Genomic DNA, 26,218 nt, shown 5'->3' on the forward strand with positions numbered 1-26,218 from the left:
CCTGCCGCGCCCTCTTTACTGCCCGCGACGCCTGAACCCACAGGGCGATGACAACGGTTCAAACCTCAGCATCCTCCCTAGACCTCCTGTCATCTCTCCTCAGGCAGGGCCCATCCGGGCGCGGAAACTTGATTGGCGATCAATCAGACACACATTGACACATTGTTACAGCCTGAGGCTCACATACGTTCAACCGGCCTTGTGCGGACATGGTCCTTATGTTCTCGCCCGCAACCGATGCCGCGACGATGCTTTACTGTGCAGCACAGAAACCAAGGGTGATGACATCATGATAGACGGGAAGCAGGGCGAAATCGGGTTTATCGGTTATGGCGCCATGGGCGCATTGATGGGGAGCAATCTTCGTAAGGCAGGATATGATGTGCGCGCCTATACGCCATCGGGACGACAGCAGGATGAAGCGACCCCTATCGTCTCCTCCGCGCGCGCTCTGGCGCAGGAAGCCGACATTCTCATCCTGTGCGTCCCGAATGATGCAGCGATTTTTGCCTCGGCCGAGGGAGATGAAGGATTTCTCGCTGGCGCCCGTCGCGGTACGCTGATTCTGAACACCAGCACGATCTCTCCGGAAGCCACGCAGAAACTGGCCGAACGTGCGACGGAGAAGGGTCTGCGGTTCGTGGACTCTCCGATGTCGGGCAGCACACCGGAGGCTGAAAAGGGTGAACTCGTCATGCTGGTGGGTGCCTCCCATGATGACCTCGAGGCCGCAAGACCCGTACTCGGCGCCATCGGCAAACTGACCATTCATGCCGGCGAGGTCGGTGCCGGAACACGGCTCAAGCTCGTGATCAACGGCATTATGGGGGCAACGCTCAACGTGATTGCTGAGGCAGTCGGCTATGGCCTGTCCAGCGGACTTGATCGCACAATGCTGTACCAGGCTCTGGCACAGGTTGCGGTGATCTCGCCGCATCACAAACGAAAGCTCGGCTGCGCCGAGAAAGGCGACTTCGCGCCACAATTCCCGACACGCCTCATGTCGAAGGATATGGGCCTTCTCGTCTCGGCCGCACGCAGCACGCACAGCTTCTGCCCGTCTATTGCCATTGCCGATCAGGCATTGGCCCTGTCGAGCAAGCGCCACGCCAACGACGATTATTCCGCCCTTTTCGGCGCGATCGAGAAGAGCGTCGTGAAGCAGGACGAGCCCGCCAACGAGGCGTGATCGCTCCATTCCGTTACGGCGGGTTGACGAAACCCGCCCGGCACCATAGCTGCCTTGGGTGACCAAGCAGCCCCGCTTTGTCCTCACCATGTTTGTCCAGGAGACGTGACCATGGCTTTCGAACTGCCGTCCCTCCCCTATCAGTCCAGCGCCCTCGCCGCTTCCGGCATGTGCCAGGAAACTCTTGAGCTGCATCACGGCAAGCATCATCAGGCTTATGTAACGGCGCTCAACGGCTTTGTGGAAGCGAAGCCGGAACTCCAGGGCAAGAGCCTTGAGGAAATCATCCTCGCCGTGAAGGGTGACGCTGCCTCGGCGCCGGTCTTCAACAACGCTGGCCAGCACTGGAACCATATCCTGTTCTGGAAGAATCTTTCCCCCACCGGTGGTCAAGTGCCGTCGAAGCTTGCAGCCAAGATCGATTCCGATCTGGGTGGCCTAGAAGCCTTCAAGGCCGCTTTCAAGCAGGCGGCCATCTCACAGTTCGGTTCCGGCTGGGCGTGGCTCGTTCTGGGCGCCGACGGCAAGCTCGCCGTGACCAAGACGGCCAATGGCTCGAACCCGCTGGCCGAGGGCCAGGGCCGTGCCCTGCTGGGTCTGGATGTGTGGGAACACGCCTATTACCTGGACTTCCGCAATCGTCGCCCGGATTACATCACCAACTATCTCGACAAGCTCGCCAATTACGAGTTTGCCGAAGCAGAGCTGCTTTCCGCCTGATCGCAAGCTATCGCGCCGGGCGCCTGGCCCGGCGTGGCCGCAGCGCATGAAAAAGGCCGGCCCCAAACGGGAGCCGGCCTTTTTTACGCACTAGGGAGTCGCGCCTTATTTGGCAGCCTTACCGCCATCATTAGCTGGCTTCGCCGTGCTGGTGAGAACCTGCGACACGTTCTCGCGCATCAGCTGGATCTTCACGCCGGGAGCAATCTCGACTTCGATCTCCTTGCTGCCATCGCGCGCAAGCTGAACCACACCCACGATACCGCCGCTGGTCACAATACGATCGCCGCGACGCAGGGCGTTGAGCTGCGCCTTGAGCTCCTTCTGGCGCGCCTGCTGGGGACGGATGAGCACGAAGTAGAAAACGACGAACACGAGGATCATCGGGAGGAATGAGATAATCCCGCTGTTGGCGAGCATGCGTTTCTTCCATATGTCGAAGGATCAGGGACCGGACGCGCCCGAAAGCCAGCCGGAATGGCCCCGGACCATAATTGGTCGCGCCCGCACGTCAAGCACAGCCACGGAGCAAGGGTTATATCAATGGACGCCGTTCTTCTCGAAAAGCTCGATCGCATTGCCTCCGCACTGGAACGTCTCGCGCCTGCCCCGGCTGGGCCGGCCAGCCTGGAGAGCCATGACGCATTTCTCTGGCAGGGTGCCTCGGCAATGCTGCGCGGCGTTGAAAAGGTACAAGGGGTCAACCTGTCCCTGCTACGCGGTATCGATCGCCAGGCGCGTCACGTGCTCGAAAATACGCGTCATTTCGCTGCTGGCCGCAGCGGTAACAATGTCATGCTCTGGGGCGCGCGGGGCATGGGCAAATCTTCGCTGGTCAAGGCCTGCTTTGCCGAGGCCAATCGCGCCCACCCGCACGCGCTGGTTCTGATCGAGATCCAGCGCGATGATCTCTCCACGCTTCCACGCCTGCTCGACATGCTGCGCGCGCAATCCCGGCGCTGCATCGTGTTCTGCGACGATCTCTCATTCGAGACCCAGGACGCCGATTACAAATCGCTCAAATCCGTTCTCGATGGCGGCATCATGGGGCGCCCTGAAAACGTCCTGTTCTACGCCACCTCGAACCGCCGCCATCTCATGCCGCGCGACATGATGGAGAATGAGAGCGGCAGTGCCATCAATCCCCAGGAGGCGGTGGAGGAGAAAGTCTCCCTTTCCGACCGTTTCGGGCTCTGGATCGGCGTGCATGGCTGCAATCAGGAAACCTACCTTGCCATCGTCGATGGTTACGCTGCCGACCGCAAGCTCGATATCCCCAGGGAGAGCCTGCACCGTCATGCGCTGGAATGGGCCATGGAGCGCGGCGGACGCTCCGGACGCGTTGCTGCACAGTTCATCGATCATCTGAGCGCGACGCTCGCCTGACAGCATCACCCGCAAACAAAGAAACCGGACTGGCACAGCGCCAGCCCGGTTGAAAAGTGACAGGGTCAACGGTGAAACCCTGCAGGACCGTTAGGTCGATCCTATAGGGCTGCCACAGATCAGAACGTGGCGTTCAGACGACCGTAGTAATAGGCACCGTAGATCGGAACACCCGACGAGTCGGTGTCATAGATCTTCGGACCCAGATAGTTGGTGATCGGGTTCACGTGGCGCGGACGCTGGTTGAAGATGTTGTTCGCGCCGATGGCGAAGTGCCAGTGCTCGGTGAAGCGATATCCGACTTCGATATCTGTCAGCCAGGCCGGGGTGTTCTTGAATTCGGCCCATTCGGTGTTGGAGTACTTGATCGCGGCCGGTGCCAGATCTTCATAGGTCAGCAGCGACTTCGTCTCGCCATAGCGGGTCTGACGCAGGTTCACGTCCCACTGGTGATAGGTCCAGTAGGCGTTCAGGATCAGCTTGCTGCGCGGTGAGCCCGTGGTGAGGTAGCCGACCGTCTGGGCATTGGCCGCAGGGTCGCCGAAGGCATTGGTGTTGATATGGCTGATGCGGGTCCGGTTGAGATTGAGCATCGCGCTCAGGTTGAGCGTGCCGTAGCGGCGGAGATGCAGAAGATAATCGGACTGCAGATCGAGACCTTGCGTACGCGTGCTGGCCACGTTGGCGAAGTAGTTGGCCGTCACGTTGTCCAGTTCGATCCCGCTCGGCAGGTTCACGCCCGTAAGAGCAATAGCATCGAGCGCCTGCTGACCATTAACCGTCGCCGAGCCGATGATCCGGTCACGAATGTTGATCTGATAGACGTCAACCGAGACATGCCAGTCCTTCAGCGGCTCGGCGATGATACCACCTTCTGCGCTGGTCGATCTCTCAGGCTTCAGGCGCTGCGCACCAATGGTCTTGCCCGCAGCACCAACCGTCTGAAGAAGACCCGATGCACCGGTCGGCGACACGTTGAGCGCCGAGTAATACTGCTCAGGCATGGTGGGCGCACGGAAACCGTTGCTGATCGTACCACGCACCGCCAGCTTGCTGGTAATGTCATAACGCGTCGTGACCTTGCCGTTCTCGGTATTACCCATATCGGTGTAATGCTCGAAGCGCCCGGCGAAATCGAGGTCCCAGTGCGGCAGCGGATGGAAATCGCCATCCAGGTAACCGGCCCAGATATTACGCTGCCACTTCCCGGCGTTCTGCGGGGTGAGGCCGGCAAAACCCTGCGTGCCGCCAAGTTCATACGAAGCCGGTTCGCCTGCCTTGATCGTGTACATCTCGAGACGATGCTCGGCGCCGAAGGCCAGCGTCATCGGCACGACATCCGCGATGCGGAAATTACGTCGTGCGTCGAAATTGCTGGTCCACTGGGCGAGAGAATAGCTCTGGGCGCGCACGGTGGTGGGGGAGAACCCATAAGCCTTGTAGTAATTCGGGTTGAAGGTGTTCTTGTTCCCGATATCGTCGTCATCCTGGCCGTACAGCGTGCTCAGATCCCAGCTGAATCCGAAGAGATTATCGCCCTTGAGGCCCAGATTGGCCTGGAAGTCGTTCTCCTCGATCGTCTCCAGCGGCGAGAAGCCATAGGGATAGGCGCTGGGCGCCACAGTAGGCACACGATAATTCTCGTAAGCCTCGGAATGACGATGAGCATAGGTGATCAGACCGTAGGTCTCGATGCCCTCTGTGATACCCTTGCCCCACTCGATGGAGAGGTTTTCACGCGTCTCTTCCGGGTTGGACAGGATCTTGTTCGAATTGGCAGGCCAGCTCGAGGTCGGGGTCCAGCGATGATCGTTGGTGCTTTTGAGGTTCGAGACCCAGTGATCGGTGTGATAGACCTGACCGCTCAGATGGACGAAGCCGTCACTGCCCCATTTGAGACCGCCATCGGCCCCGATCAGATACTGCCAGCCATCGCCGTTATAGGCATTGGCACCCGTCTGCGCGACGGTGTTGATGCCATGATTGGTCTTCTTGGTGATGATGTTTACCACACCTGCAATAGCGTCTGAACCATAGAGCGCAGCCGCACCATCACGCAGGATCTCGATATGGTCGATCGCGCCCGCCGGGATCATGTTCAGATCGACCGGGGTCGAGCCCTGCTGCGGGCCTGCATCGGCATAGATGTTAGCCGTGGTGTTACGACGCTTTCCGTCGACCAGCACCAGAACCTCGTTCGGGTTCAGGCCGCGCATACGGATGGCAGAGGTCAGCGCACCGGCATCGGCACCGTTGGCCGTGACCGTGATCGACGGATCGACGCGTGTGATGGCGTCCGCCAGATTGAGCTGACCGGAGCGGCGCAGGGTCGCAGCCGAGACAACGGTCACGGGCACAGCACTGTCACGTGCCTTTCGATTGAAGGCATGGGTGCCGGTCACGATGACCGATTCCCCGCTATCACCGCTTGCATCTCGAGCCTTGCGCGTACGGATCTTGGGGACGGAATGCAGGGCCTGATCTGAGCCAATCGATGTCCGGTGATGAACCGCGCCCGCCTTCTTGGTCTTAGGCGATGTCTGGTCGACCTGCTGCGTTGCGGCCTGGGCCAGACTGAACCCGAAAGGCAGGGAGAGAAGTGTCGCTGCGGTCAGAATTCTTCGTTTTGTGAACATCGTTCGAGCTGTCTCTCCGTGGGATATAACCAGAGACAGTCTAGGCAGCGTTCCGGAAACGTTACAACATCGAAAGGGAATTTTCTTTCGGAACCGATCTGACTGAGGCAAAAAATACACAGTTTGTTGCACAACAAGCAAGCAAAAATGACCTTCAGCGCAAGATCCTTTCGTGATTTTAAGTCTTGCGCATCTTTATTTCGCTATCGCGGCGCACGCACTTGAGCAAGGCGAATGCCGCTGTTCCCATGCGCGCCAAGCCTGCTACTGTTTGCGGGCGCATCAACATGCAGGATCCAGGGGCCCATGTTCCACACGGAGTTCGGCTCGCAGGAGGTCACGACAGGATACCCATGACGGAAAGCCTACTTACCGAAAACGAAGCCATCACGATGGCAGAGAGACGTTGCTCCGACGCCATGAGACTTGGCCGTGATGCGGTCGATCTGCGCCGCGTGAAATGCGATCCCGATTACTGGTACCCCGTGGCCTGGTCCCGCGAGCTCAAGAGGGGCAAGACCATCGGCACGCGTTTTGCCGGGCAGCCCATTGCTCTGGTTCGCCCGCAGGAGGGAAGCGTGTTCGCGCTTGAGGATCGCTGCGCACACAGACAGGTGCCGCTGAGCAAGGGGCGTGTCGAGGGTGAGGCTGTCCAGTGCTGCTATCATGGATGGGCCTATGGCCGCTCGGGCCGCTGCATCGATGTGCCTTATCTGGGCAAGGGGAAGCTGCCCAACGGAGTGCGCACCTACCCCTGTCGCGAGGTCGACGGTCTGATTTTCGTCTTCCCCGGCGATCCCGATAAAGCCGAAACCGTTCCCTTTCCCCGCCTTGGCTCTGTCGCCGACCCTGCCTACAAGACGCGCCGTTTCGGCGAGCATGTGAACTGCCATTACAGCTTCATGCATGAAAATCTGATGGATATGAATCATCAGTTCATGCACTCCAAGCAGATGGGCAAGATGAAGCCGCGCTATCTGGGGGGTGAAAACGAGCCCCGCATGGTCGAGGCGCGTTACAGCTTTGCCCGCGTGGGCGGCAAGCAGCCATGGGGCGAGGCTCTGATCTTCGGCGAACGCCGCGATGCAAGCGCCAAACACGCCCACCGTGATGTGATGACGATCCGCACCGTCTATCCCTACCAGACGTTGCACATCCGCACGGGAGATGAACCGCCGGTCATGGATCTGTGGATCGTCTACGTCCCCCAAGATGAGGATCACCTGACCTGCCGCGTTTTCGGGCTCTTGTCGATTCGTCGCCCCAAGCTCAAGGGCGCGCTCGATCTCGCCTGGCCGCTCTTGGTCGGGTTTACCAACCGCATCTTCGCGGAAGATCGCGAGATTGTTGAACTCGAACAGAATGCGTGGCGCGAACTTGGCGGAGATCGCAATCAGGAGGTTTTCCCCGTCATCAATTCATTGCGCGACCTGCTGCGCCGCGCCGGCATCCAACCCGCCTCTCCCTCTGAATGAGCCTTTCGCTCGACGTATCACCCTATACGCTCAGACCGCTCCAGCCTTCGGACGGCACCTCTGTGCATCGTCTCGTCAACGACTGGAGTGTGGTGCGCATGCTCAGTCACCTGCCCTTTCCCTACCCGCGGGAACTGGCCGACCAGTGGATCACGAGCACCATCGATCGCCAGAGGACGGGCACAGCCTGGCATTTCGCCATCTGTGACGGGAACGATCTGATCGGCTGCATCGGCCTGTCCTTGGGTCACCCTGGACAGGCCGCGAAAATCGGGTACTGGGTCGGGCGTGACCACTGGAAAAAAGGCATTGCGACGACCTGCCTTCGCCCCGTCATCGACTGGGCATTCGCAACCCTGCCCATCGTCAGGATCATTGCCGATGTGGCGGAAGATAATCCGGCTTCGATCGCCTTGCTGGCCCGGCTGGGCTTCAACCAGACCGGCACGTCCCGCGTACCGTTTCTCTCCCGTGGCCCTGAGCCCCAACCTGTCCTGACCTACACTATGAACCGTGCTACCCAACCCGTCGTCCCGGAACCGGGCCTGCCTGCCACGCGCATCCTCCTCGTCGTGGCAGGCGTTCTTGTCGACAATGCGGGACGTATCCTTCTTGCCCGGCGTCCGCCTGGCAAACCCCTTGCAGGGTTATGGGAATTCCCCGGCGGCAAGGTCGAGCCCCATGAATCGCCTGAACAGGCCCTGATTCGTGAGCTCGATGAAGAGCTGGGCATCGATATCTCCGCGGGATGTATCGCCCCATTCACCTTCGTGTCCGAGAATATCGGTGCGCGGCACCTCATGATGCCGCTCTATCTGTGCCGACGCTGGCGCAATACGCCCACACCCCGCGAGGGACAGGAACTCGCCTGGGTCAGCGCCGAACAGCTCGGGGACTATCCCATGCCAGCCCCTGACCGGCCGCTCATCCCGCTGCTGCAGGATCTCATGGCCGGATAGCCCGAGGATTGATCGCCCCTTTCGAGGCGGCTTTCAGTTAGCCTTGGCAGGGGCCAGAACCAGCGGATGCTGCGGCAGGCCAGCCTTATCGGCACGGAAAGTAAACAGGCTTCCCGATTGCGGCTCACGCGACAATGTTTCCTCGTCGATGCCCTGGCGCGCGCTCGTCACATAGGCAGTCTTGCGATCATCGCCGCCGAAGCAGACTTTGGTGATGTTGGTGGCGGGCACTTTTATAGCGGCGCGCTCGACGCCTTCCGGCGTGAAGCAGCGGACATGACCGCCATTCCAGGTCGAGGCCCAGACATTCCCCTCGCAGTCAGTCACCACACCGTCCGGATAGCCCTTCTCTTCGGGCAGATGCACGAATACACGCTTGTTCTCGAGATTGCCTTCGACCGTGATGTCGAACCGATAGATATTGCCGCTCGGCGTGTCGCACGCATAAAGCACCTTTCCATCGGGGGAGACGGCGGGGCCATTGGCCACCGTGTATCCCGTATCATGGCGACGGAGCACGAATCCCTGCGGGGTATGGGTGATGCTGTAAATCGACCCGCTCGGAGCCTCCTCGGAATCATCCATCGTCCCGAACCAGCCGCGACCATGCAGGTCGACACAGGCGTCGTTCAGACGGTTACCGGGCAGATCGCTCTCGACATCGACCAGTTTGGCGAAGCTGCCATCGGTGGGATCGAACCGGTAGAGCCCGTCCGGCAGTCCGGCCAGAAAGCTGCCATCCTCAACCGGCATGAGAAACGCAACCTTCCCCGGTGCCGCCCAGTGACAGGCCTCTCCGAGAGACGGCGTGAACCTATGGACTTTCTGGCCGTTGATATCGACGAAATAGACAGCGTTTTCGCTGGAGATCCAGACTGGCCCCTCACCGAGCTCGGCGCGGACATCATAAGCGCATGAAGCGCAGGTCTCGCTAATCTGTTCAGCCATTTCTCTACTCCCGCGAAAAAGTCATCAAACCGTTCGGGCGTAACGCATGCGGACCCGGTATGGTTGACGGTATTTCAAGGACCTCAGAGTTACAGCGAGCCTCTCATGACGCCAACAGCCTGCCTCCTGATCATCGGGAATGAAATCCTCTCCGGCCGGACCCAGGACGCCAATATCCGCTTCATTGCGACTGGCCTTGCCCAGGCAGGGATTGCCCTTGAGGAGGTCCGGGTCATTCCGGACAAGGCCAGACGAATCGTCGAGACGGTTGCGACCTGCCGCGCCCAGTTCGATCATGTTTTCACCACGGGCGGGATCGGGCCCACCCATGACGATATCACAGCAGGCTGTGTGGCCGAGGCCATCGGCGTGCCACTCGAGATCCATGAGGAGAGCTATCGCAAGCTCGAGGAATATCTGGGTAAGGAAAAATTCAACAAGGCCCGTCAGCGCATGGCCTGGCTGCCGCGCGGGGCAATTCCTATTGCAAACAGCGTGTCGATCGCACCGGGCTTCACAATCGCCAATGTGCATGTAATGGCGGGTGTACCCTCCATCATGCAATCCATGTTCACGGCGCTCCTGCCCAACCTTGAGGGTGGTGCACCGCTGCGCTCGGTGGCGTGGCATGCCGATCTGCGTGAGGGAACATTGGCAGAGGGACTCGAGCAGATCCAGAACGACTTTCCTCTGCTCGACCTGGGATCTTACCCTTTTGAACGGCAGGACGGACGCAAAGGCGTTTCTCTGGTTGCCAAAGGCTACGATGAGGCCAGCGTGACCGATGCGGGTGAACGCATCAGAACGCTGATCGAATCTCTCGGTGAGACGCCTGTGTCTGGCGAGCCCGCCCCCTGAGATCAGCGGCCGATACGGCCTCCAGATCGATTGTCAGGAACGGACAAAAAAGCCGCCCGGTATGGAACCTGGGCGGCTTCTTCTATGTCATCGAGGCAAGCGGCGAGGCGAGAACCCGGCTCACCTCACTGCATCACAGGGCGTCACGACCCATGGCGAGAAACTTCTCGCGGCGCTTCGCCACCAGGGCCTCGCCTTCGAAAGGAACCAGCTCGGCCAGCACATCGCCAATGGCATCGCCCACCGCAGCAATGGCCTCATCCGGGAAACGCTGTGCCCCACCGATCGGCTCAGGAATGATCCTGTCGATCAGACGCAGCTTCAACAGATCCTGCGCGGTCAGCTTGAGAGCCTCAGCCGCAGTCGACGCCTGCTTGGGATCGCGCCACAGGATGGAGGCAGCGCCTTCCGGCGCAATGACGGAATAAATCGAATGCTCAAGCATGAGCACGCGATCGCCCGCGCCAAGCGCAACAGCGCCACCGGAGCCGCCCTCGCCGATGATGATGGCCACCAGCGGTACAGGCGCACGCAGGCAACAATCGGTCGAGCGCGCGATGGCCTGAGCCTGTCCACGCTCTTCGGCATCAATGCCAGGCCAGGCGCCTGAGGTGTCGATAAAGGTCAGGATCGGCAGACCGAAGCGCCCGGCCATTTCAACAAGACGCTGGGCCTTGCGATAGCCTTCCGGCTTCGGCATGCCGAAATTATGGCGCAGGCGCGACTCCATGTCGAAACCGCGCTCCGTGCCGATTACCATCACCGCCTGACCGCGGAAGCGGGCAAGACCACCGACAATGGCCTGGTCATCATGGCCGAGGCGATCACCGGCGAGCGGTGTATAATCCTCGAGAAGGCCCCGGAAATAATCGAGGGCACGTGGGCGCTGGGCATGACGCGCCACCATGACCTTCTGCCACGGCGTCAGCTTGGTATAAGCGGCCCGGAGCTGCTTTTCCGCCTTGTCGGAGAGCTTGCCGATTTCGTCGGCAATGTTGATGCCTTCGCCGTCCTTGGCCATCTGGCGAAGTTCGGCAATCTTGTTTTCAAGCTCGGCAACCGGCTTTTCGAAATCGAGATACTGACGCATGACCCGCCGATAGCACGGGTTCCAGTGCGACAACAATCCATTGCGTCATGATCCCGCACCGTCGGAAAGCGGATGATGCTGGGCAAGCACCTGACGCAGTCTTTCCTGCATCACATGAGTATAGATTTGGGTGGTGGCGATATCGGCGTGGCCGAGCAGCATCTGCAGGGCGCGCAGATCCGCCCCGCGCTCCAGCAGATGGGTCGCGAAGGAATGCCGGAGCACATGGGGTGAGACCTGGTCGGGATCGAGGCCAGCCCGAAGCGCTGCCTGAAACAGGATTTTGTCGAACCCCTGCCGTGTCAAGGGTTTGTGAGGGTTGCGGCCAGGAAACAGATAGGGGCTGTCGATATCGCGATCATGATGCAGCAGCGCGCGCGCTGCGTCGCGTGCCGCGTGCGAGATCGGGATAAGGCGCTCTCGCCCGCCCTTGCCACGAATCAGCACCATGGGCGCCTCGCTCTGGAACACCCGTCCCGGAAGCGACAGCAACTCGGAGATGCGCAGTCCCGTCGTGTAAAGCAATTCGAGCGCGGCCCGGCTGACCAGATCGCGCCGGGGATCTTCATGACCACGGCATCCCTGATCGAGCAGCACGTCGATCTGCGCTTCAGAGAGCAATTTGGGGAGAGGCTTGTCGAGACGCGGCATGGCAACGCCCTCGGTCGGGTCTCGGGGGCACCAGTTCTCGCGCTGGGCGAAACGGTAGAATTGACGCAGGCAGGACAGGCGACGTGCTGCACTGCTTGAAGAGAGCCCGGACTGGACACCGGAGGCACTATAGGCCGAAATTTCTGACTGCGTGGCGTCCAGCAGGGCGACCGGTGCCCCGACGCAGGACCGCGTCAAAAAAACGATGAAATCGGCAAGATCGGCCGCATAGGCCTGTCGCGTGCGTGGCGCAGCGTTACGCTCCGCCGCCAGCATTTCAAGAAAGGCCTCTGCCGCGGGCGGCAGGGCACCTTCCCTCGACATCTCAGTGCTGAAGCGTCGGAGAGGCCTTGGGCTCCGGCATGGCAGGCAGAGCCTGAGCAGGCTGTCCCATAGTCACCTGACCCTGTGCGGCCGAAGCCGGCATGGTGGGGAGTGTCTGGGTCTGGGTAGTGGCTGCAAACTGCGTGCCCGGCAGATCCTTGTGAACGATCGTCTGCACGGGCAGGGGCGGGTTCATGCCCAGCTTGAGAAACACCCCTCCGAGGCCCAGCACGATCAGAACGAGAAGCGCGAGGGCGATCCTGGGAAAGCTCAGCGTGGACATGGAAGCTCCTGAAAAAGGGCGCGATGAGACAGTGGCCTGTCCGAACTCAGGCTCCGCTGGTGCCTGCTCGGTGGCGAGGTGCTCTCCTGTATGTTAGCCTTGCAGGAATGTCACGCCCCACCTTTTTTCCTGATCGATCCGAAACGATGTCAGACCTGCCTGATCCTGCACCCGGATCGGTCCCCTCCCCGATCGGTTCTCCTTCCGGGATCATCGTACTCGTCGGGCTGATGGGGGCCGGAAAGACGACAATCGGCCGACGACTGGCAACACGACTCGGCCTCGATTTCGTCGATGCCGATCTGGAGATCGAGCGCGCCGCAGGATGCACCATTGCCGAGATTTTCGCCCGTCATGGTGAACCCGCCTTTCGTGACGGAGAACGGCGTGTCATCCAGCGCCTGCTTCAGGGGCCACCGAAAGTCCTGGCCACCGGCGGGGGAGCGTTCATCGACGGGCAGACACGCAGACTCGTCAAAGCCCATGCCCGCTCAATATGGCTGCGCTGTCCGCTGCCGATCCTGATCAAGCGGGTATCAGGGCGGACGGGACGCCCCCTCCTCGACAAAGGAAATGTCGAGACAACCCTCGCTGCGCTTCAGGCCCAGCGACACCCTATCTATGCAGAGGCAGATATCATCGTGGATTGCGGAGATGACAGCGTCGATCACGGCGCCCAGCGCATTATCGAGGCGCTCGACACCTATGACCATCCGCTCAGGGTCCCGGTCACGCTTGAATCCCATCGGTACGAGGTTCTGATCGGATCGGATCTGATCAGCCGCGCCGGAGCCTATCTGGCGCCCATCCTCCCCCGGAAGAACGCCGTGGTGATCACGGACGAGACGGTCGCGACCCTGCACCTGCCGCGTCTCATGGCGGGCCTTGCCGAAACGGGGATTCAGGCGACGCCGTTCGTCGTGCCGGTCGGTGAGGAATCGAAGTCGCTCACACGCTATGCCGCATTGATCAACGATATCCTCGACCACGGAATGGAACGCCGTACCACCGTCATCGGCCTGGGAGGCGGTGTTGTGGGCGATCTCTCCGGCTTTGTTGCCGCCAGTATTCTGCGCGGTGTGCCCTTCGTGCAGATTCCGACTACCCTTCTCTCGCAGGTGGATAGCTCTGTAGGGGGCAAGACAGGACTCAATGCCCGCGCGGGCAAGAACCTCATAGGGGCTTTCTACCAGCCCCAGATCGTCCTGGCCGACAGCTCTGCCCTGGCCACCCTTTCACGCCGGGAGCGTGTGGCTGGTTATGCAGAAATTGTGAAGGCCGGTCTTATTGCCGATCCTGCCCTTTTCAAATGGTGCGAAGCCCATGGTGCCGAGATTCTGGATGGTGACCCTGCCGCTCTCGCCGAAGCCGTGAATCGCGCCTGCCGTTTCAAGGCAAAGGTCGTGATGGAGGACGAAAAGGAGACGGCAGCGCAGGACGGACGCGCGCTGCTCAATCTGGGCCACTCCTTCGGTCACGCCCTTGAAGCCCATTTTCGTTATGACGGGCGTCTCCTGCATGGCGAGGCCGTCTCGATCGGTCTCCATCTGGCCGCAGCCCTTTCCGTGAAGCTGGGTTATTGCCCCGAGGAGGATCTGCGCAGGCTCGACGCGCATCTGCGTGCTCTGGGCATGCCCGCCGGGCTCGACTGGTTCGACGAGACGCTGAGCGCCGACGCCCTGATCCGGTCCATGGCACGTGACAAGAAGGTCAGTGACGGTCGCCTTTCCTTCGTGCTGATGAGGGGGATCGGCGAGGCTTTCACGAGCAGGGATGTTGAAATGGACACGGTGCGTGACGTTTTGGTCGAGGCCGGTTGCAACGCCTGACCGGAACCCCGGCCAGCCGTGAATTTGCTTACAGATCAGTCACTCCCCTCACGATCCGTTGATGACACGAATCATTAAAAACACCGCTAGAGAAAGGCGCTGCATAAGAAATTGTTAATTGGACGAAATGGAGTGTTGCAGTTTGGACACGGCTATTTCGTCTAATCGTCAAATACCCATGGAACTCACTTCCTGAACCGGAACTGACGGCTCTATACGCACTTATGCATCGCGCTGACCCTGTTGTCGCTTCGCCTCTCCGGAGGGAAGTCAGCAGGTTCGAATGGATGAATTTATGAGGACGAAACTAATGCGTCTCCGCACGGCACTTCTGGCCATGACGTCGATGGCAGCCGCCCCGACGATCGCCATGGCGAGCACCATCACCGGCCCGTATGTCAATATCGGCGGTGGCTACAATCTGGTTCAGCAGCAGCACGCGACCTTCGCTCCGACGACGCAGGCCGACGGCGGCAACGGCACGGGCGGTTCCAGCTCGCGTTATCGCCACAAGGACGGCTTCACGGGCTTCGGTTCGTTCGGCTGGGGCTTCGGTAACGGTCTGCGCGCCGAAATCGAGGGCGTGTACAACTACTCCCAGATCAACCATCGTCGTCCGACCTACGCGAACGGCACGACCAGCGGTTCCGACCAGTCTTACGGCGGCTTCGTCAACGTCCTGTATGACATCGATCTGGCCCAGTTCGGCATCAACCTGCCGATCACGCCGTTCGTCGGTGTCGGTGCAGGCTATCTGTGGCAGCACTACAACCCGATCACCACGGCTTACACCAACGGCGTGACCAACCGCGTCGGCGGCACGCAGGGTGGCTTTGCCTATCAGGGCATCGTCGGTGCGGCTTATGACATTCCGGGCGTTCCGGGCCTCGCCATCACCGGTGAATACCGCATGATCGGCCAGACCTTCACGGATGGCGCTTACCGCTCCACCACGTGGAACCGTAACGGTTCGGGCCTGCACAAGGGCAACGTGAACTTCGATGACCGCTTCAATCATCAGTTCATCGTCGGCCTGCGTTATGCCTTCGACACGGCTCCCCCGCCGCCGCCGCCGGTTGTCACGGTTGCTCCCCCGGCTGTGCAGCCTGCCCGCACCTACCTGGTGTTCTTCGATTGGGACAAGTCGAACCTGACGGGTCGCGCTCGTGAGATCGTTGCCCAGGCAGCTCAGGCTTCCACGCACGTCCAGACGACGCGCATCGAAGTCAACGGCTACACCGACAACTCTGCTGCTCACCCCGGTGCACGCGGCCAGAAGTACAACATGGGCCTTTCGGTCCGTCGCGCACAGTCGGTCAAGGCTGAGCTGATCCGTGATGGCGTTCCTGCCGCTGCGATCGACATCCACGGCTACGGCGAGCAGCACCCGCTGGTCCCGACGGGTCCGAACACCCGCGAGCCGCAGAACCGTCGCGTCGAAATCATCCTGCGCTGATTTCGGCCTGAGAAAGGAGCCTCTCCGGAGGCTTCTTGATCGGTTCCAGAAAAAAGGCCTTCGGCATTCGTGCCGGAGGCCTTTTTCTTTTCCGAAACCTCTTGCAGGATGAGCGTGGCATTACATATAAGTAATATACCGATGAGGCAGCGCGTTCATGCGACAGGCCTCGAAGGAGACCTGTCATGGCTCAGACACTGCATATCAATCGCTCGGACCGCTCCGGCCTTACTCCCCTGCATCACGACGGAGAGAATATCTTTCTGATCCTGGGTGCCCTTGTGGGCGGCGTGTTCGCCATGGGCGCTATCGCTTTGCTCACCCTGTAACGGGTCACTCTGCGGCCACATATACAAAAAAAGCCCCGGTGATTGCCGGGGCTTTTTTCATTCCGTCGCCGAACACCGCAGGACTGTGACGACCTGACCGGGCGCAGCTCGCGGCAGGAGCGCTCAGCTACTGAGCCCGATCTGCTTGATGTCGTGAAAAGCCAGATCAGGATTCATCTCGACCGTACGGCGCATCATGAAGTTCGAGCTGGCAAGGAAGACGGGATCGCTGTCGAGGTCATCCGCCATGGCAGGGCGGTTGGCCATCGAAAATGCCTCGATCTTGGTGCGCTCACCGGTGACCCAGCGCGCGATGGTATAGGGCGTCGATTCAAAACCGATGGCGACGCCATACTCGCCTTGCAGACGCGATTGCAGCACGTCGAGCTGAAGCGTCCCCACCACCCCAACGATGGGCGGCAAACCGTCCTGGGGGCGGAAGAGCTGCACCACCCCCTCCTCTGCCAGTTCGACCAGCGCCTGACGCAGCTTCTTGGCCTTCATGGCATCGTCCAGTCGCACGCGACGCAGGATTTCCGGCGCAAAATGCGGAACCCCGGTAAAACGCAGTTCCTCGGTCTCCGAGAGTGTATCGCCAATACGCAGCGTGCCGTGATTGGGCAGCCCCACCACATCCCCGGCAAAAGCCTCTTCCGCCAACTGGCGATCACGCGCAAAGAAGAATTGCGGCGTATGCAGCGCGAACTGCTTGCCCGTGCGGACGTGCTTCAGACGCATACCGCGTGTCAGGCGCCCGGAGCAGATACGGGCAAAGGCCATGCGGTCCCGATGATTCGGGTCCATATTGGCCTGGATCTTGAAGATCAGCGCCGTCACCTGTTCCTCATCAGCCTTGACCTCGCGCGTCTCGCTCGGCTGGGCGCGTGGCTCGGGGCCGTACGCCACAAGTGCATCGAGCAGATCGGTCACCCCAATCTCCTTCATGGCACTCCCGAAAAAGACTGGCGTCAGATGCCCGGCATCGAAGGATTCGCGGTCGAAGAGCGGAAGGGCAGCCTCTGCCAGTTCGAGTTCTTCCGACAGAGCAATCATGCGCGCATCTGACTGCGCCAGCGTCGCGGCCTCGCCGCGGATCTCACGGGTGCGCATGTCGTATGTGCCCGCAAAATGCCCGGCGCGGCCGATCGGCCAGGTGGCTGGCGAGGTATCGAGTGCCAGTGTCGAGGCGATCTCATCCAGCAGACCGAAGCAATCCTGCGCCTCACGATCCATCTTGTTGATGAAGGTGACGATGGGAATGTCACGCAGGCGACAGATTTCGAAGAGCTTGCGTGTGCGATCCTCGATCCCCTTCGCCGCGTCAATCACCATGACGGCACAATCAACCGCGGTCAGCGTGCGATAGGTATCCTCCGAGAAGTCTTCATGACCCGGTGTGTCGAGCAGGTTGAAGACACACCCACCATATTCGAAAGTCATGACCGAAGTTACGACGGAGATCCCGCGATCGCGCTCGATGCCCATCCAGTCCGATTTGGTGCGGCGACGTTCACCCTTTGCCCGCACGTTACCCGCAAGCTGGATCGCCCCACCGGCACGCAGGATACGCTCTGTCAGGGTGGTCTTGCCGGCATCTGGATGGGAAATGATGGCGAAGGTCCGGCGGCGGCGGATCTCGCTGCCAAGACCGGTGGCGGAAACGGGGGCGGACGCGGCTTCGGACATCGAGGGGACCTTCGCTTGAATTCAGGGACCAGAAATGACGAATGCCGGACCAGGGTGACCCTGATCCGGCATTGGCCAGAAAACACCCGGTAGAGACGGGTCTTTTAGCGCGAGTAGAACTCGACCACGAGGTTCGGTTCCATCTGCACGGGGTACGGCACGTCGGACAGACGCGGGCTGCGAACGAACTTGCCCTTCATCTGGCGGTGATCGACCTCGATGTATTCCGGCACGTCACGCTCGGCGGACTGGGCGGCATCGAGAACGACGGCAAGCTGCTTGGACTTCTCACGTACTTCGATGACGTCACCGTCACGGACGAGGTACGAAGGAATGTTCACCTTGCGGCCGTTGACCGTCACGTGGCCATGGCTGACGAACTGACGAGCAGCGAACGGGGTGATCGCAAACTTGAGGCGGTAGATCACCGCATCCAGGCGACGCTCCAGCAGGTCGATCAGGTTCTCTGACGTATCGCCCTTACGACGGACGGCTTCGTCATAGTACTTGCGGAACTGCTTCTCGCTGATGTTGCCGTAATAGCCCTTGAGCTTCTGCTTGGCCATCAGCTGGATCGAGAAGTCGGAGGGCTTCTGCTTGCGGCGCTGGCCATGCTGACCGGGGCCGTATTCCCGCTTGTTGACCGGCGACTTGGCACGGCCCCACAGGTTTACGCCCAGACGGCGATTGATTTTGTACTTGCTCTCTTGGCGCTTGCTCATGTGCAAGAACTCGCTTCGACTTCGGGTTGTCCTGACGCTGCGCGACAACCGCATGTTGCGCCGGTAGGCCTTTCCCCGAATTAGGAAAGACGGGCGCATCCCTCGAACCGCTGTCACGGGATGCAGAACCCGATATGACAACGGCCGGCATGTCCACGTTCCCGGCAATAGCGGCGGCTCGTATAGGACCCCCCCTCGACTGTCAACCAAAAACGCGGCCCCTTAGAGCCCAGCCTCGGCAAAAGCACGCTCGGGGGAACATCCTGCTTCGCGATGCGTCAGGATATTATCGCGCCACAGCGGGGCGCATTGGCGTCATTCCAAGGAGAGGAACCCGAAATGGCCATTTTCAAGTTCAACCGTGCTGCGGGGCGCAAGCTGAACGATCAGGCAGAAGTCACCGCCATCAACCCGGCCGGCGCCCCTGCCCCGAAGGCCCCCCACGAGAACCTCATCAAGCGCGCCTTCAAGCAATATGGCATGTCCCAGCTTGCCGTATCCCATATCACGGTGCGCGATACGACCATCGCCGTGAAGGGACGCGCGGAAACGGCAGCAGAACGTGACGCCATCATCCTTGCGGCCGGGAATATTGCCGGTATCGATACGGTCCATGCAGATATCACCGTTCCTGAGGGAACGCCCGCTCCCGTCTTCCATCAAGTGTCGCCGGGCGAGACACTTCAGGCCATTGCCGAGAAGACAGACGCGGATGTGACCGTCGACGACCTTCACAAGGCCAACGAGGCCGAACTCGCCCATCATGACGGGGTCTATCCCGGTCAGACCATTCGTATCCCTGAGGCCTGAAGCCACATTATTGCGGCGGAAATATCCATGCCGATCCGCTCAAGCCGGATCGGCACATCCCTGCCCGGCAGCGCTCAATGTGCCCTCCAGGGCGCGCCACAGAGTAAAAAACAGCCGTACCGAAAGCAGAACCGACAGAATTCCCAAACCTCCTGCGAGCCCGATCCAGAGCCCGACCGCCCCGTAACCAGCCCTGAACGCCAACCAGTCTCCTCCCAGGATGGAGACAGGAACATAGGTGAGCACCATCATCAGCATGGGCATGAACGTGTCATGGCAGCCACGCAGCGCGCCGGAACAGACGCATTGCACGCCGTCAAGGATCTGGAAAATGCCTGCAATCTTCAGCAGCGAAATCGCTACAGGCATCACTGCAGCGGCGTCTGCGCTCCCGGAATCCAGATAGAACCCGGCGACGACCTGCGGAAAAACGAGGAGCATCGTGGCTGTGAAACTGGTCCAGAGCACCACCAGCATGACCGCCCCAAGTGTCGATCTCAACGCTGCCGCCGGCGCCCCCGCGCCAAGCCAGTAGGCGACACGGATATTGACCGCCTGAGAGAGGGCAAGACTGATCATGAAAGCCGTGCTGGTCACGCTGAGCGCGATCTGATGCGCAGCAGACGACACAGCGCCAAGCGCCCCGGCATGAAGTCCCGTCATCTGAAAGGCGAGAAGCTCCGCCCCGGTCGCCCCCATCATGGGCAGCCCAAGACGCAGCATCTCACCCAATGCCGCACGATCGGGACGCGTGAGGCGCAGATGCAGCTTCAGATGGGACTGGCTACGCGCGAGGACCACCAGAAGGATTGCCACCGACCAGCCTGTGGCTATGGTCGCACAGGCGGAGCCCCAGAGCCCCATTTGGGGCAGGCCGAACCGCCCGTGTATCAGCCCGTAATTGAGCAGACCGTTCAGCACGGCCATGCCTGGCATGGTCCAGAGCAGCAGACGCTCGCTGCCGAATGCGGGCAGAATGATCCGCAGCAGACCGATGATCACCAGATCAGGCAGCAGTGCCCAAAGCAGCAGATGCATGAACTCGCTGCCCTGCGTGACGATGATCGCAGGCTCATTGAAAAAGCGCAGCAGAGAGCCCGCAGGCAGCAGGATAGCCAGGACCGGCAAGCAAAGCAGGAGCGCGAGGAGCACACCCGACGTGACAATACCCGAGAGATCTTCCAGCTGCCCCTGAGCCGCGAAGGCACGCCCCCGTGCGCGGGAAATCAGGATACTCGCCCCGCCCAGAGCCGCCTGGAAGGTGATGAAGGTGCAAAAAAAGAGATTGGTGGTCATGCCCCCGACGGCGAGTGCCGTAGCCCCCAGCCCGCCCAGCAGGATGGTATCGGTCACGTTCATGGCCATCTCGCTCAACTGCGAGAAACTCAGTGGCGCAGCAATTCTGATCAGCGCACGCAAGTGCTGGCCCCAGCCGGGCGCCGTCATGGAAGAGCGAATTTCTGTCATGATGCCCTGCTTATACCAGTGCGGACAGAAAACCAGCATCAGAAGCCGTAAATTAGAGTTGCGCTCAACGCGGGGCTGACGCATCTACTCTGGATCATGGCCACCCCTCCCTATTCCTTGTCCCTGCATGACAGCCAGACACGGCGGAAACAGGTTTTCACGCCGCTGGACCCGGAAAATGTACGTGTCTATTACTGTGGCCCCACAGTGTATGACGCCGTGCATATCGGCAATCTGCGCGCCATGCTCAGTGCCGATATTCTCGTGCGTCTGTTGCGCACGTTGTTCGGGCAGGTCACCTTCGTGCGCAATATCACCGATGTTGATGACAAGATCACCGCACGCGCTCAGGCCAATGGCGAGGATATCGCGAGCCTGACCGCCCGTACGACCATCGCCTTTCATGAAGATGTGGCGGCACTTGGCATTCTGCCCCCCGATATCGAGCCGCGCGCGACCCATCATATCGACGACATGCTCGCCATGATTGCCCAGCTTATTGCGAACGGCCACGCCTACGAAGCCGAGGGACATGTCCTTTTTGCCGTGGATCGTTGTGCCAGCTATGGCAGCCTGTCCGGGCGAAGCCCGGATGATCTTCTGGCCGGGGCCCGTGTCGAGGTCGCTCCCTATAAGCGCCATCCCGGTGATTTCGTGCTCTGGAAGCCGTCAACGCTGGAGCAGCCGGGATGGGAGAGCCCTTACGGGCGCGGCAGACCGGGATGGCATATCGAATGCTCCGCCATGTCCTATCGGTATCTGGGTGCAAGCTTCGACATCCATGGCGGAGGGGACGACCTGATGTTCCCGCATCATGAGAATGAGCGCGCCCAGTCTCTCTGCTGCCATCCGGGAAGCAGCTTTGCACGGTACTGGCTGCATAATGCCATGCTGCTCTCCAATGGCGAGAAGATGTCCAAGTCTCTCGGGAATTTCTTTTCCATCCGTGAGGTGCTGACACGAGCGCCCGCCGAGGCATTGCGCTTCCTCATGCTGGGAACGCATTACCGCTCGGTGCTCGACTTCACCTGGGAAAAACTGGATGAGGCCAAACGCATTCTCGACCGGTTCTACCGCGCACTCGAGAAAACACCGACCAACCAGCAGGGCATCGTACCGGCGCCTTTCATGCAGGCCTTGTGCGACGATATGAACACACCGCTTGCGCTCTCCTGCCTGCACCCGCTGGCCGATGCAGCCTTGCAGGGTGACGAAAGCGCTGCGGCCTCGCTCAAGGCCTGCGGCAAGCTGATCGGCATCCTGGAGCTTTCCCCGGATAGCTGGTTCCGCGCGGGCTCTGATGAAGCCGCCATCGAGGCCCTGATTACCCAGCGTAGTGCCGCCAAGAAGGCGCGCGATTTCGCACTGGCTGACAGTCTGCGCGCCCAGCTTGCCGAGCAGGGCATCATTCTGGAAGACACGGCCCAAGGCACGACATGGAGGCGCGCATGACCGGACGCGATGGCGGCGCCGATATCGGCCCGATCGGCGAATTCAGCCCGGTTGTCATTCTGGTTCGTCCCCAGCTTGCCGAGAATGTCGGCACGACGGCGCGCGCCATGGCGAATGGCGGTCTGTTTCATCTGCGCCTTGTTGCGCCGCGCGATGGCTGGCCGCAGGAACGGGCCTGGTATGCGTCATCCGGGGCTGACCGTATCCTCGATGCCGCCCAGGTGTTCGATACGGTCGATGAAGCCGTGGCCGACCTCCACCACGTCATGGCCACCTGCCCGCGCCCGCGCCATATTGTGAAAACGGTCATGACGGCACGTGGCGCCGCCTCGGAACTGCGCGCCATTGCGGATCGTGGGCTCAAGGCGGGGCTGCTTTTCGGGCCGGAGCGCGCCGGTCTGGATAACGAGGACATGGCCCGCGCAGACGTGCTGATACGCTATCCGCTCAATCCGGATTTCATGTCACTCAACCTGGCCCAGGCTGTGCTGATCATGGCGTATGAATGGTGGATGGCCTGCGAAACCACCCCGCCCCGCACGCTTATGACGAACGAGACCCATGTGGCTACAAAGGGCGAATTGGAAAATTTCCTCGGGCATCTCACCCGGGATCTCGATGAATGCGGTTTTCTGCGCAATGAGCAGAAGCGCCCAGGCATGGTGCGTAACCTGCGCCATCTTTTCCAGCGTGGGGAAGTCACCGAGCAGGAATTGCGCACGATGCATGGCGTCGTGACCGAATTATCCAATGGCCGCAAAGCCCGGCAGAAATAGGTCCCCCGACGATGTTCCAATGCGTCCATCACATCGCGATCATCGCTTCGGATTATCAGAAATCGCGGCACTTCTATACCGAGATCCTCGGGCTGAAGATCATCCGCGAGGTCTGGCGGGCACAAAGACAATCCTGGAAATGCGATATCGCGATCGGGGCGACGCAGATCGAGCTGTTCTCCTTTCCCACACCACCCACACGACCGACCCAGCCCGAGGCCGCAGGATTGCGCCATCTCGCTTTCGGTGTTGACGATATGCAGGCCGCCGTGGCGCATCTGGAAAGCAACGCAATCCAGTGTGAGCCGATGCGAACAGACCCCTACACAGGCAAGCTTTATACTTTCTTCGCAGACCCTGACGGGCTGCCGCTGGAGCTTTATCAGAGCTGAGTGATCCTGCGCGCAGGCCAGCTAGCCCTCCCAGCAAAGGGCCGACCCATCCTGCGACAGTGCAGCGTGGCGCACGATCCTATGGTTCGGTCCGTCTTGCACGGATTTCCCCACAGATAGACAAACGCCCCATCCTGGTTCTCAGATGAGGCCCTGCTCCTGCTTGGCGTAAAACTCGGATAGCGGAGGGGCGACCTCCTCCAGCGACCGGTTCTCCGCATCCACCCCCCAGATCCAGGCGACGATACTCGCGCCGATCATGAGAATGGCCGCCGCAACATAACCCATTACGAGAAGAGAGAGCTTCCCGGTTCCGATGAGATGCCCGAAGATCACAGGTGCCGCCACGCCGCCAAACAGGGTCCCGACGGCATAAAATACCGCGATCGCGAAGGCGCGCATCTCCAGGGGGAAAAGCTCACTGGCCGTGAGATAGGCAGAGGAAGCGGCTGCGGAAGCAAAGAAGAAAATGCCGCACCAGGAGAGGGTCTGGGTCGACGCTGTCAGCAGATCGGCACCCATGGCGTAAGCCACGCCCAGCATCATCAGCCCTGAGACGGCATAGCTCAGCCCGATCATGCGGCGACGCCCCCATGTATCGAACCAGCGCGCGAGAATGAGCGGCCCCAGGAGGTTCCCCAGTGCGAGAGGCAGAATGTACCAGCCGACATTGCGCGCCTCGACCGCATGGTATTTCGTCAGCACCATCCCGTAGGTGAAGAATACTGCATTATAAAGAAATGCCTGTGAGATCATCAGGACGAGCACGTACAGCGAACGCCCACGGTAGCGCTGGACCATGATCTTGATCATCTCCATCGGACTGAACACGCCTGCCGGATAGATCAGAACCTTGGGAAGCTTGCTCTTCCACCCTCCTTTTGGCTCGGCACAATGAGATTCCACCAGCGACACGATGGCATCCGCCTCTTCCACGCGGCGATGGGTGATGAGCCAGCGCGGACTTTCCGGCACAAAGGTGCGCAGCAGCAGCACAGCGATGCCCAATAGAGCGCCGAGCGCAAACGCAATGCGCCAGGCCAGCCAGACCGGGATGATGGCAGAGTCGAGAAGCCAGACCGAGCCGAGCGCTCCGAAGGCGGCTCCTGCCCAGAACGTGCCATTGACCATGACATCGACACGGCCACGCAGACGGGCCGGGACGAGTTCGTCGATCGCCGAGTTGATGGCAGAATACTCGCCGCCGATACCCATCCCCGTGATGAAACGTGCACAGGCGAAGCTTCCCAGCCCCCAGGAGAGCGCCGACGCCCCAACTCCCACCACATAAAGGGCGAGGGTGAGAAAGAAGATCTGCTTGCGCCCGAGCTGGTCCGTCATCCAGCCAAAGATCAGCGCGCCCAGCACGGCTCCGGCGACGTAGGCCGATGAGGCAAAGCCGATCCCTGTCTCCGTCAGGCCGAGCGTGTCCCGTCGTTCAAGCGACGGGGCGAGCGATCCGATGATGGTGACCTCAAGCCCATCCAGAATCCATGTGATCCCCAGCGCGACCACAATCAGCATATGAAAACGCGACCATGGGAGACGATCCAGACGTGCGGGAATATCCGTCTCGATGGGTCGGCCGTGATCCTTGGATCGGGCGTTGGATGAGAGCAATGAGCCAACCTTTTTGAATTACAGAATGTTTATCCTTCGGTATGGGTCCTGACGTTTGACAGAGGCAAGGGTTCGCTTCCTCACGATTCACTGAGCCTTTGATCCGATCTTTGGGCAACCGGATCACACCCCGCCTGCTCTCAGCTCCGGCTGAACCATCCCCGACGCCACGCCCCACGGAGCAGCACGAGCGAAACCAGTACGAGCGGGGCCCAGACAATGGCCTGCACGAGGAACACCCAGAGATCAGCCAGAGTCTCGATGAAAAGTTGCCGCGTCTGTCGCAGGCTCTGACGGAGCGGACTTACCACCTCACGCGCGCTCTGGTAGGTGACCGTGACTTCCTCCGTATCGATCTGGCGAGAGAGATCAGCCTTTTCCTGCTGTGCGAACTCAAGCGCAGTCTGGGCTTCGGAGAGCTCCCTGGCGATCTTGATCAGATCATCCGTCCGCCCCGCACTCTGGCTCTCGAGGGCTTCCAGCCGGTCACGATAGGTCGTGAGTTGCGCCAGTCCGCGTTCGACATCCGTCACACTGCCATGAAGATCGCGCTCATTCGTGTTGGCATTGCTTGTGACGACATCATCCAGCCGCTCTCCCGGGAGGATGGCGCTGGCGGCTTTCAGGAAAGCCTCGATGCGATCATGAGGGAGACGGGCCGAAATGCGGGCCTCATGCGTAAACTCGCCGGGTCCGCGCTCCTCGGTCTCCATATTGGCCGAGACGAGGGCACATCCCTCCATACCGAGACAAAGATCGCGCAGCTGCGTGAAATGCGTCGAGACCCTCGCAGCGGGGACGGTCATCATCAGAGTGTGGTCATAAGCGATATCGCTTCGCCCGGCCTTGCGCGCCGCTGAAAGCCCCACGAAGCGGGCGACGCCGACAGAGGCTGCTCGTGGAGCTGCCATGGCCATGACCGGCGGATCAACGCTGTCTGCCGTGCTGGCCGTATGGCGGTGCTTGCATCCGCTCAGGACAAGCACACAGGCCGATACCGCGCCGAACCTGATCAAGCCTGCAGCCAGTCGCGACGTTGTCGAAAGCACCATCGCCTCCACCCCTCATACAATTCGTACCAGAGAAGCCAGGATAACGCATGACTGAAGGCCGAAATGAGGCATGGGGTCACACCGGCCGGAGCGGCTACCTGCCATCGC

24 protein-coding genes are annotated in these 26,218 nt (G+C 60.6%); 13 read left to right on the plus strand and 11 right to left on the minus strand.

The annotated features are described in order from the left end of the window. Window positions 1–289: 289 nt before the first annotated feature. Entirely contained in the window at window positions 290–1,189 is a 900-nt protein-coding gene (locus AA0535_RS13805) for an NAD(P)-dependent oxidoreductase (protein WP_264817207.1), read from the plus strand. A 111-nt stretch (window positions 1,190–1,300) separates the two neighbouring features. Continuing rightward, complete coding sequence (locus AA0535_RS13810) at window positions 1,301–1,909, plus strand: superoxide dismutase (RefSeq protein WP_264817208.1); 609 nt, start codon at window positions 1,301–1,303, stop codon at window positions 1,907–1,909. 105 nt (window positions 1,910–2,014) lie between these two features. Here AA0535_RS13810 and yajC read toward each other — a convergent pair whose 3' ends face one another. Continuing rightward, entirely contained in the window at window positions 2,015–2,329 is a 315-nt protein-coding gene (gene yajC, locus AA0535_RS13815; protein ID WP_264817210.1) for a preprotein translocase subunit YajC, read from the minus strand. Between the two features lie 123 nt (window positions 2,330–2,452). On the opposite strand from yajC, the gene AA0535_RS13820 reads away from it, so the two are divergent. Further along, window positions 2,453–3,295, plus strand: coding sequence for an ATP-binding protein (locus AA0535_RS13820; protein WP_264817212.1), 843 nt, complete (start codon window positions 2,453–2,455; stop codon window positions 3,293–3,295). Window positions 3,296–3,414: 119 nt separating this feature from the next. Here AA0535_RS13820 and AA0535_RS13825 read toward each other — a convergent pair whose 3' ends face one another. Next, window positions 3,415–5,931: a TonB-dependent receptor plug domain-containing protein gene (locus AA0535_RS13825; protein ID WP_264817214.1), complete on the minus strand. Its 2,517-nt coding sequence runs from the start codon at window positions 5,929–5,931 to the stop codon at window positions 3,415–3,417. 392 nt (window positions 5,932–6,323) lie between these two features. On the opposite strand from AA0535_RS13825, the gene AA0535_RS13830 reads away from it, so the two are divergent. Both AA0535_RS13830 and AA0535_RS13835 read left to right on the plus strand, forming a co-directional pair. Then, window positions 6,324–7,406 (plus strand): aromatic ring-hydroxylating oxygenase subunit alpha, encoded by a 1,083-nt coding sequence (locus AA0535_RS13830; protein WP_264817325.1) that lies wholly within the window; start codon window positions 6,324–6,326, stop codon window positions 7,404–7,406. Continuing rightward, complete coding sequence (locus tag AA0535_RS13835; RefSeq protein ID WP_264817216.1) at window positions 7,403–8,365, plus strand: bifunctional GNAT family N-acetyltransferase/(deoxy)nucleoside triphosphate pyrophosphohydrolase; 963 nt, start codon at window positions 7,403–7,405, stop codon at window positions 8,363–8,365. Before AA0535_RS13830 ends, AA0535_RS13835 begins: the two co-directional genes overlap by 4 nt. Before the next feature lie 33 nt (window positions 8,366–8,398). Here the strand turns inward: AA0535_RS13835 and AA0535_RS13840 are convergent, their stop codons facing one another. Next, window positions 8,399–9,313, minus strand: coding sequence for an SMP-30/gluconolactonase/LRE family protein (locus tag AA0535_RS13840; protein ID WP_264817217.1), 915 nt, complete (start codon window positions 9,311–9,313; stop codon window positions 8,399–8,401). Window positions 9,314–9,418: 105 nt separating this feature from the next. Between AA0535_RS13840 and AA0535_RS13845 the strand changes: the two genes are divergently transcribed. Next, on the plus strand, window positions 9,419–10,171 hold the full coding sequence (locus AA0535_RS13845; RefSeq protein ID WP_264817219.1) for a competence/damage-inducible protein A: 753 nt from the start codon (window positions 9,419–9,421) through the stop codon (window positions 10,169–10,171). A gap of 133 nt (window positions 10,172–10,304) precedes the next feature. Here AA0535_RS13845 and AA0535_RS13850 read toward each other — a convergent pair whose 3' ends face one another. Genes AA0535_RS13850 through AA0535_RS13860 form a run of 3 tightly spaced genes read right to left on the minus strand, consistent with a single transcriptional unit; the run spans window position 10,305 to window position 12,519 of the window. Continuing rightward, a complete protein-coding gene (locus tag AA0535_RS13850; RefSeq protein ID WP_264817220.1) occupies window positions 10,305–11,261 on the minus strand; it encodes an acetyl-CoA carboxylase carboxyltransferase subunit alpha in 957 nt (318 codons plus the stop codon). 45 nt (window positions 11,262–11,306) lie between these two features. Then, on the minus strand, window positions 11,307–12,236 hold the full coding sequence (locus tag AA0535_RS13855) for a tyrosine recombinase (protein ID WP_264817221.1): 930 nt from the start codon (window positions 12,234–12,236) through the stop codon (window positions 11,307–11,309). Between the two features lies 1 nt (window position 12,237). Beyond that, the gene (locus AA0535_RS13860) at window positions 12,238–12,519 is read right to left on the minus strand and encodes a hypothetical protein (RefSeq protein ID WP_264817222.1); all 282 of its coding nucleotides are present in this window, start codon (window positions 12,517–12,519) and stop codon (window positions 12,238–12,240) included. Between the two features lie 146 nt (window positions 12,520–12,665). Here AA0535_RS13860 and aroB point away from each other — a divergent pair, with 146 nt between their 5' ends. From aroB to AA0535_RS13875, 3 genes are all read left to right on the plus strand, one after another. Further along, window positions 12,666–14,348 carry a 3-dehydroquinate synthase gene (gene aroB, locus AA0535_RS13865; protein WP_264817223.1) on the plus strand — a complete coding sequence of 561 codons (1,683 nt, stop codon included), beginning with the start codon at window positions 12,666–12,668 and terminating at the stop codon, window positions 14,346–14,348. A gap of 310 nt (window positions 14,349–14,658) precedes the next feature. Then, window positions 14,659–15,804 (plus strand): OmpA family protein, encoded by a 1,146-nt coding sequence (locus tag AA0535_RS13870; protein WP_264817225.1) that lies wholly within the window; start codon window positions 14,659–14,661, stop codon window positions 15,802–15,804. A 185-nt stretch (window positions 15,805–15,989) separates the two neighbouring features. Then, window positions 15,990–16,133, plus strand: coding sequence for a hypothetical protein (locus tag AA0535_RS13875; RefSeq protein WP_264817227.1), 144 nt, complete (start codon window positions 15,990–15,992; stop codon window positions 16,131–16,133). 123 nt (window positions 16,134–16,256) lie between these two features. Here the strand turns inward: AA0535_RS13875 and AA0535_RS13880 are convergent, their stop codons facing one another. Next, window positions 16,257–17,819 (minus strand): peptide chain release factor 3, encoded by a 1,563-nt coding sequence (locus tag AA0535_RS13880; RefSeq protein WP_264817228.1) that lies wholly within the window; start codon window positions 17,817–17,819, stop codon window positions 16,257–16,259. 104 nt (window positions 17,820–17,923) lie between these two features. Continuing rightward, complete coding sequence (rpsD, locus tag AA0535_RS13885; RefSeq protein WP_023978552.1) at window positions 17,924–18,541, minus strand: 30S ribosomal protein S4; 618 nt, start codon at window positions 18,539–18,541, stop codon at window positions 17,924–17,926. Window positions 18,542–18,880: 339 nt separating this feature from the next. Between rpsD and AA0535_RS13890 the strand changes: the two genes are divergently transcribed. After that, a complete protein-coding gene (locus AA0535_RS13890; protein ID WP_264817230.1) occupies window positions 18,881–19,351 on the plus strand; it encodes a LysM peptidoglycan-binding domain-containing protein in 471 nt (156 codons plus the stop codon). A 39-nt stretch (window positions 19,352–19,390) separates the two neighbouring features. On the opposite strand, the gene AA0535_RS13895 is transcribed toward AA0535_RS13890, so the two are convergent. Next, entirely contained in the window at window positions 19,391–20,818 is a 1,428-nt protein-coding gene (locus AA0535_RS13895) for an MATE family efflux transporter (RefSeq protein WP_264817232.1), read from the minus strand. A gap of 96 nt (window positions 20,819–20,914) precedes the next feature. Here AA0535_RS13895 and cysS point away from each other — a divergent pair, with 96 nt between their 5' ends. From cysS to gloA2, 3 genes are read left to right on the plus strand one after another with little or no spacing between them, the layout of a single operon-like run. After that, on the plus strand, window positions 20,915–22,270 hold the full coding sequence (gene cysS, locus AA0535_RS13900) for a cysteine--tRNA ligase (protein ID WP_264817233.1): 1,356 nt from the start codon (window positions 20,915–20,917) through the stop codon (window positions 22,268–22,270). Next, window positions 22,267–23,046: an RNA methyltransferase gene (locus AA0535_RS13905; protein WP_199751646.1), complete on the plus strand. Its 780-nt coding sequence runs from the start codon at window positions 22,267–22,269 to the stop codon at window positions 23,044–23,046. Before cysS ends, AA0535_RS13905 begins: the two co-directional genes overlap by 4 nt. Window positions 23,047–23,057: 11 nt before the next feature. After that, a complete protein-coding gene (gene gloA2 / locus AA0535_RS13910; protein WP_264817236.1) occupies window positions 23,058–23,438 on the plus strand; it encodes an SMU1112c/YaeR family gloxylase I-like metalloprotein in 381 nt (126 codons plus the stop codon). A gap of 141 nt (window positions 23,439–23,579) precedes the next feature. Here gloA2 and AA0535_RS13915 read toward each other — a convergent pair whose 3' ends face one another. Together AA0535_RS13915 and AA0535_RS13920 are read right to left on the minus strand one after the other, a co-directional pair. Then, window positions 23,580–25,058, minus strand: a complete 1,479-nt coding sequence (locus AA0535_RS13915) for an MFS transporter (RefSeq protein WP_264817237.1) — start codon at window positions 25,056–25,058, stop codon at window positions 23,580–23,582. A gap of 140 nt (window positions 25,059–25,198) precedes the next feature. Then, complete coding sequence (locus AA0535_RS13920) at window positions 25,199–26,110, minus strand: DUF4349 domain-containing protein (RefSeq protein WP_264817238.1); 912 nt, start codon at window positions 26,108–26,110, stop codon at window positions 25,199–25,201. Window positions 26,111–26,218 lie beyond the last annotated feature (108 nt).

The organism is Asaia krungthepensis NRIC 0535, assembly GCF_025995175.1.
Taxonomy (GTDB): Bacteria; Pseudomonadota; Alphaproteobacteria; order Acetobacterales; family Acetobacteraceae; genus Asaia; species Asaia krungthepensis.

Coding starts and splice junctions, on each gene's coding strand:
- AA0535_RS13805 (WP_264817207.1), top strand. CDS start 290: ATGATAGACGGGAAGCAGGGCGAAATCGGGTTTATCGGTTATGGCGCC.
- AA0535_RS13810 (WP_264817208.1), top strand. CDS start 1,301: ATGGCTTTCGAACTGCCGTCCCTCCCCTATCAGTCCAGCGCCCTCGCC.
- yajC (WP_264817210.1), bottom strand. CDS start 2,329: ATGCTCGCCAACAGCGGGATTATCTCATTCCTCCCGATGATCCTCGTG.
- AA0535_RS13820 (WP_264817212.1), top strand. CDS start 2,453: ATGGACGCCGTTCTTCTCGAAAAGCTCGATCGCATTGCCTCCGCACTG.
- AA0535_RS13825 (WP_264817214.1), bottom strand. CDS start 5,931: ATGTTCACAAAACGAAGAATTCTGACCGCAGCGACACTTCTCTCCCTG.
- AA0535_RS13830 (WP_264817325.1), top strand. CDS start 6,324: ATGGCAGAGAGACGTTGCTCCGACGCCATGAGACTTGGCCGTGATGCG.
- AA0535_RS13835 (WP_264817216.1), top strand. CDS start 7,403: ATGAGCCTTTCGCTCGACGTATCACCCTATACGCTCAGACCGCTCCAG.
- AA0535_RS13840 (WP_264817217.1), bottom strand. CDS start 9,313: ATGGCTGAACAGATTAGCGAGACCTGCGCTTCATGCGCTTATGATGTC.
- AA0535_RS13845 (WP_264817219.1), top strand. CDS start 9,419: ATGACGCCAACAGCCTGCCTCCTGATCATCGGGAATGAAATCCTCTCC.
- AA0535_RS13850 (WP_264817220.1), bottom strand. CDS start 11,261: ATGCGTCAGTATCTCGATTTCGAAAAGCCGGTTGCCGAGCTTGAAAAC.
- AA0535_RS13855 (WP_264817221.1), bottom strand. CDS start 12,236: ATGTCGAGGGAAGGTGCCCTGCCGCCCGCGGCAGAGGCCTTTCTTGAA.
- AA0535_RS13860 (WP_264817222.1), bottom strand. CDS start 12,519: ATGTCCACGCTGAGCTTTCCCAGGATCGCCCTCGCGCTTCTCGTTCTG.
- aroB (WP_264817223.1), top strand. CDS start 12,666: ATGTCAGACCTGCCTGATCCTGCACCCGGATCGGTCCCCTCCCCGATC.
- AA0535_RS13870 (WP_264817225.1), top strand. CDS start 14,659: ATGCGTCTCCGCACGGCACTTCTGGCCATGACGTCGATGGCAGCCGCC.
- AA0535_RS13875 (WP_264817227.1), top strand. CDS start 15,990: ATGGCTCAGACACTGCATATCAATCGCTCGGACCGCTCCGGCCTTACT.
- AA0535_RS13880 (WP_264817228.1), bottom strand. CDS start 17,819: ATGTCCGAAGCCGCGTCCGCCCCCGTTTCCGCCACCGGTCTTGGCAGC.
- rpsD (WP_023978552.1), bottom strand. CDS start 18,541: ATGAGCAAGCGCCAAGAGAGCAAGTACAAAATCAATCGCCGTCTGGGC.
- AA0535_RS13890 (WP_264817230.1), top strand. CDS start 18,881: ATGGCCATTTTCAAGTTCAACCGTGCTGCGGGGCGCAAGCTGAACGAT.
- AA0535_RS13895 (WP_264817232.1), bottom strand. CDS start 20,818: ATGACAGAAATTCGCTCTTCCATGACGGCGCCCGGCTGGGGCCAGCAC.
- cysS (WP_264817233.1), top strand. CDS start 20,915: ATGGCCACCCCTCCCTATTCCTTGTCCCTGCATGACAGCCAGACACGG.
- AA0535_RS13905 (WP_199751646.1), top strand. CDS start 22,267: ATGACCGGACGCGATGGCGGCGCCGATATCGGCCCGATCGGCGAATTC.
- gloA2 (WP_264817236.1), top strand. CDS start 23,058: ATGTTCCAATGCGTCCATCACATCGCGATCATCGCTTCGGATTATCAG.
- AA0535_RS13920 (WP_264817238.1), bottom strand. CDS start 26,110: ATGGTGCTTTCGACAACGTCGCGACTGGCTGCAGGCTTGATCAGGTTC.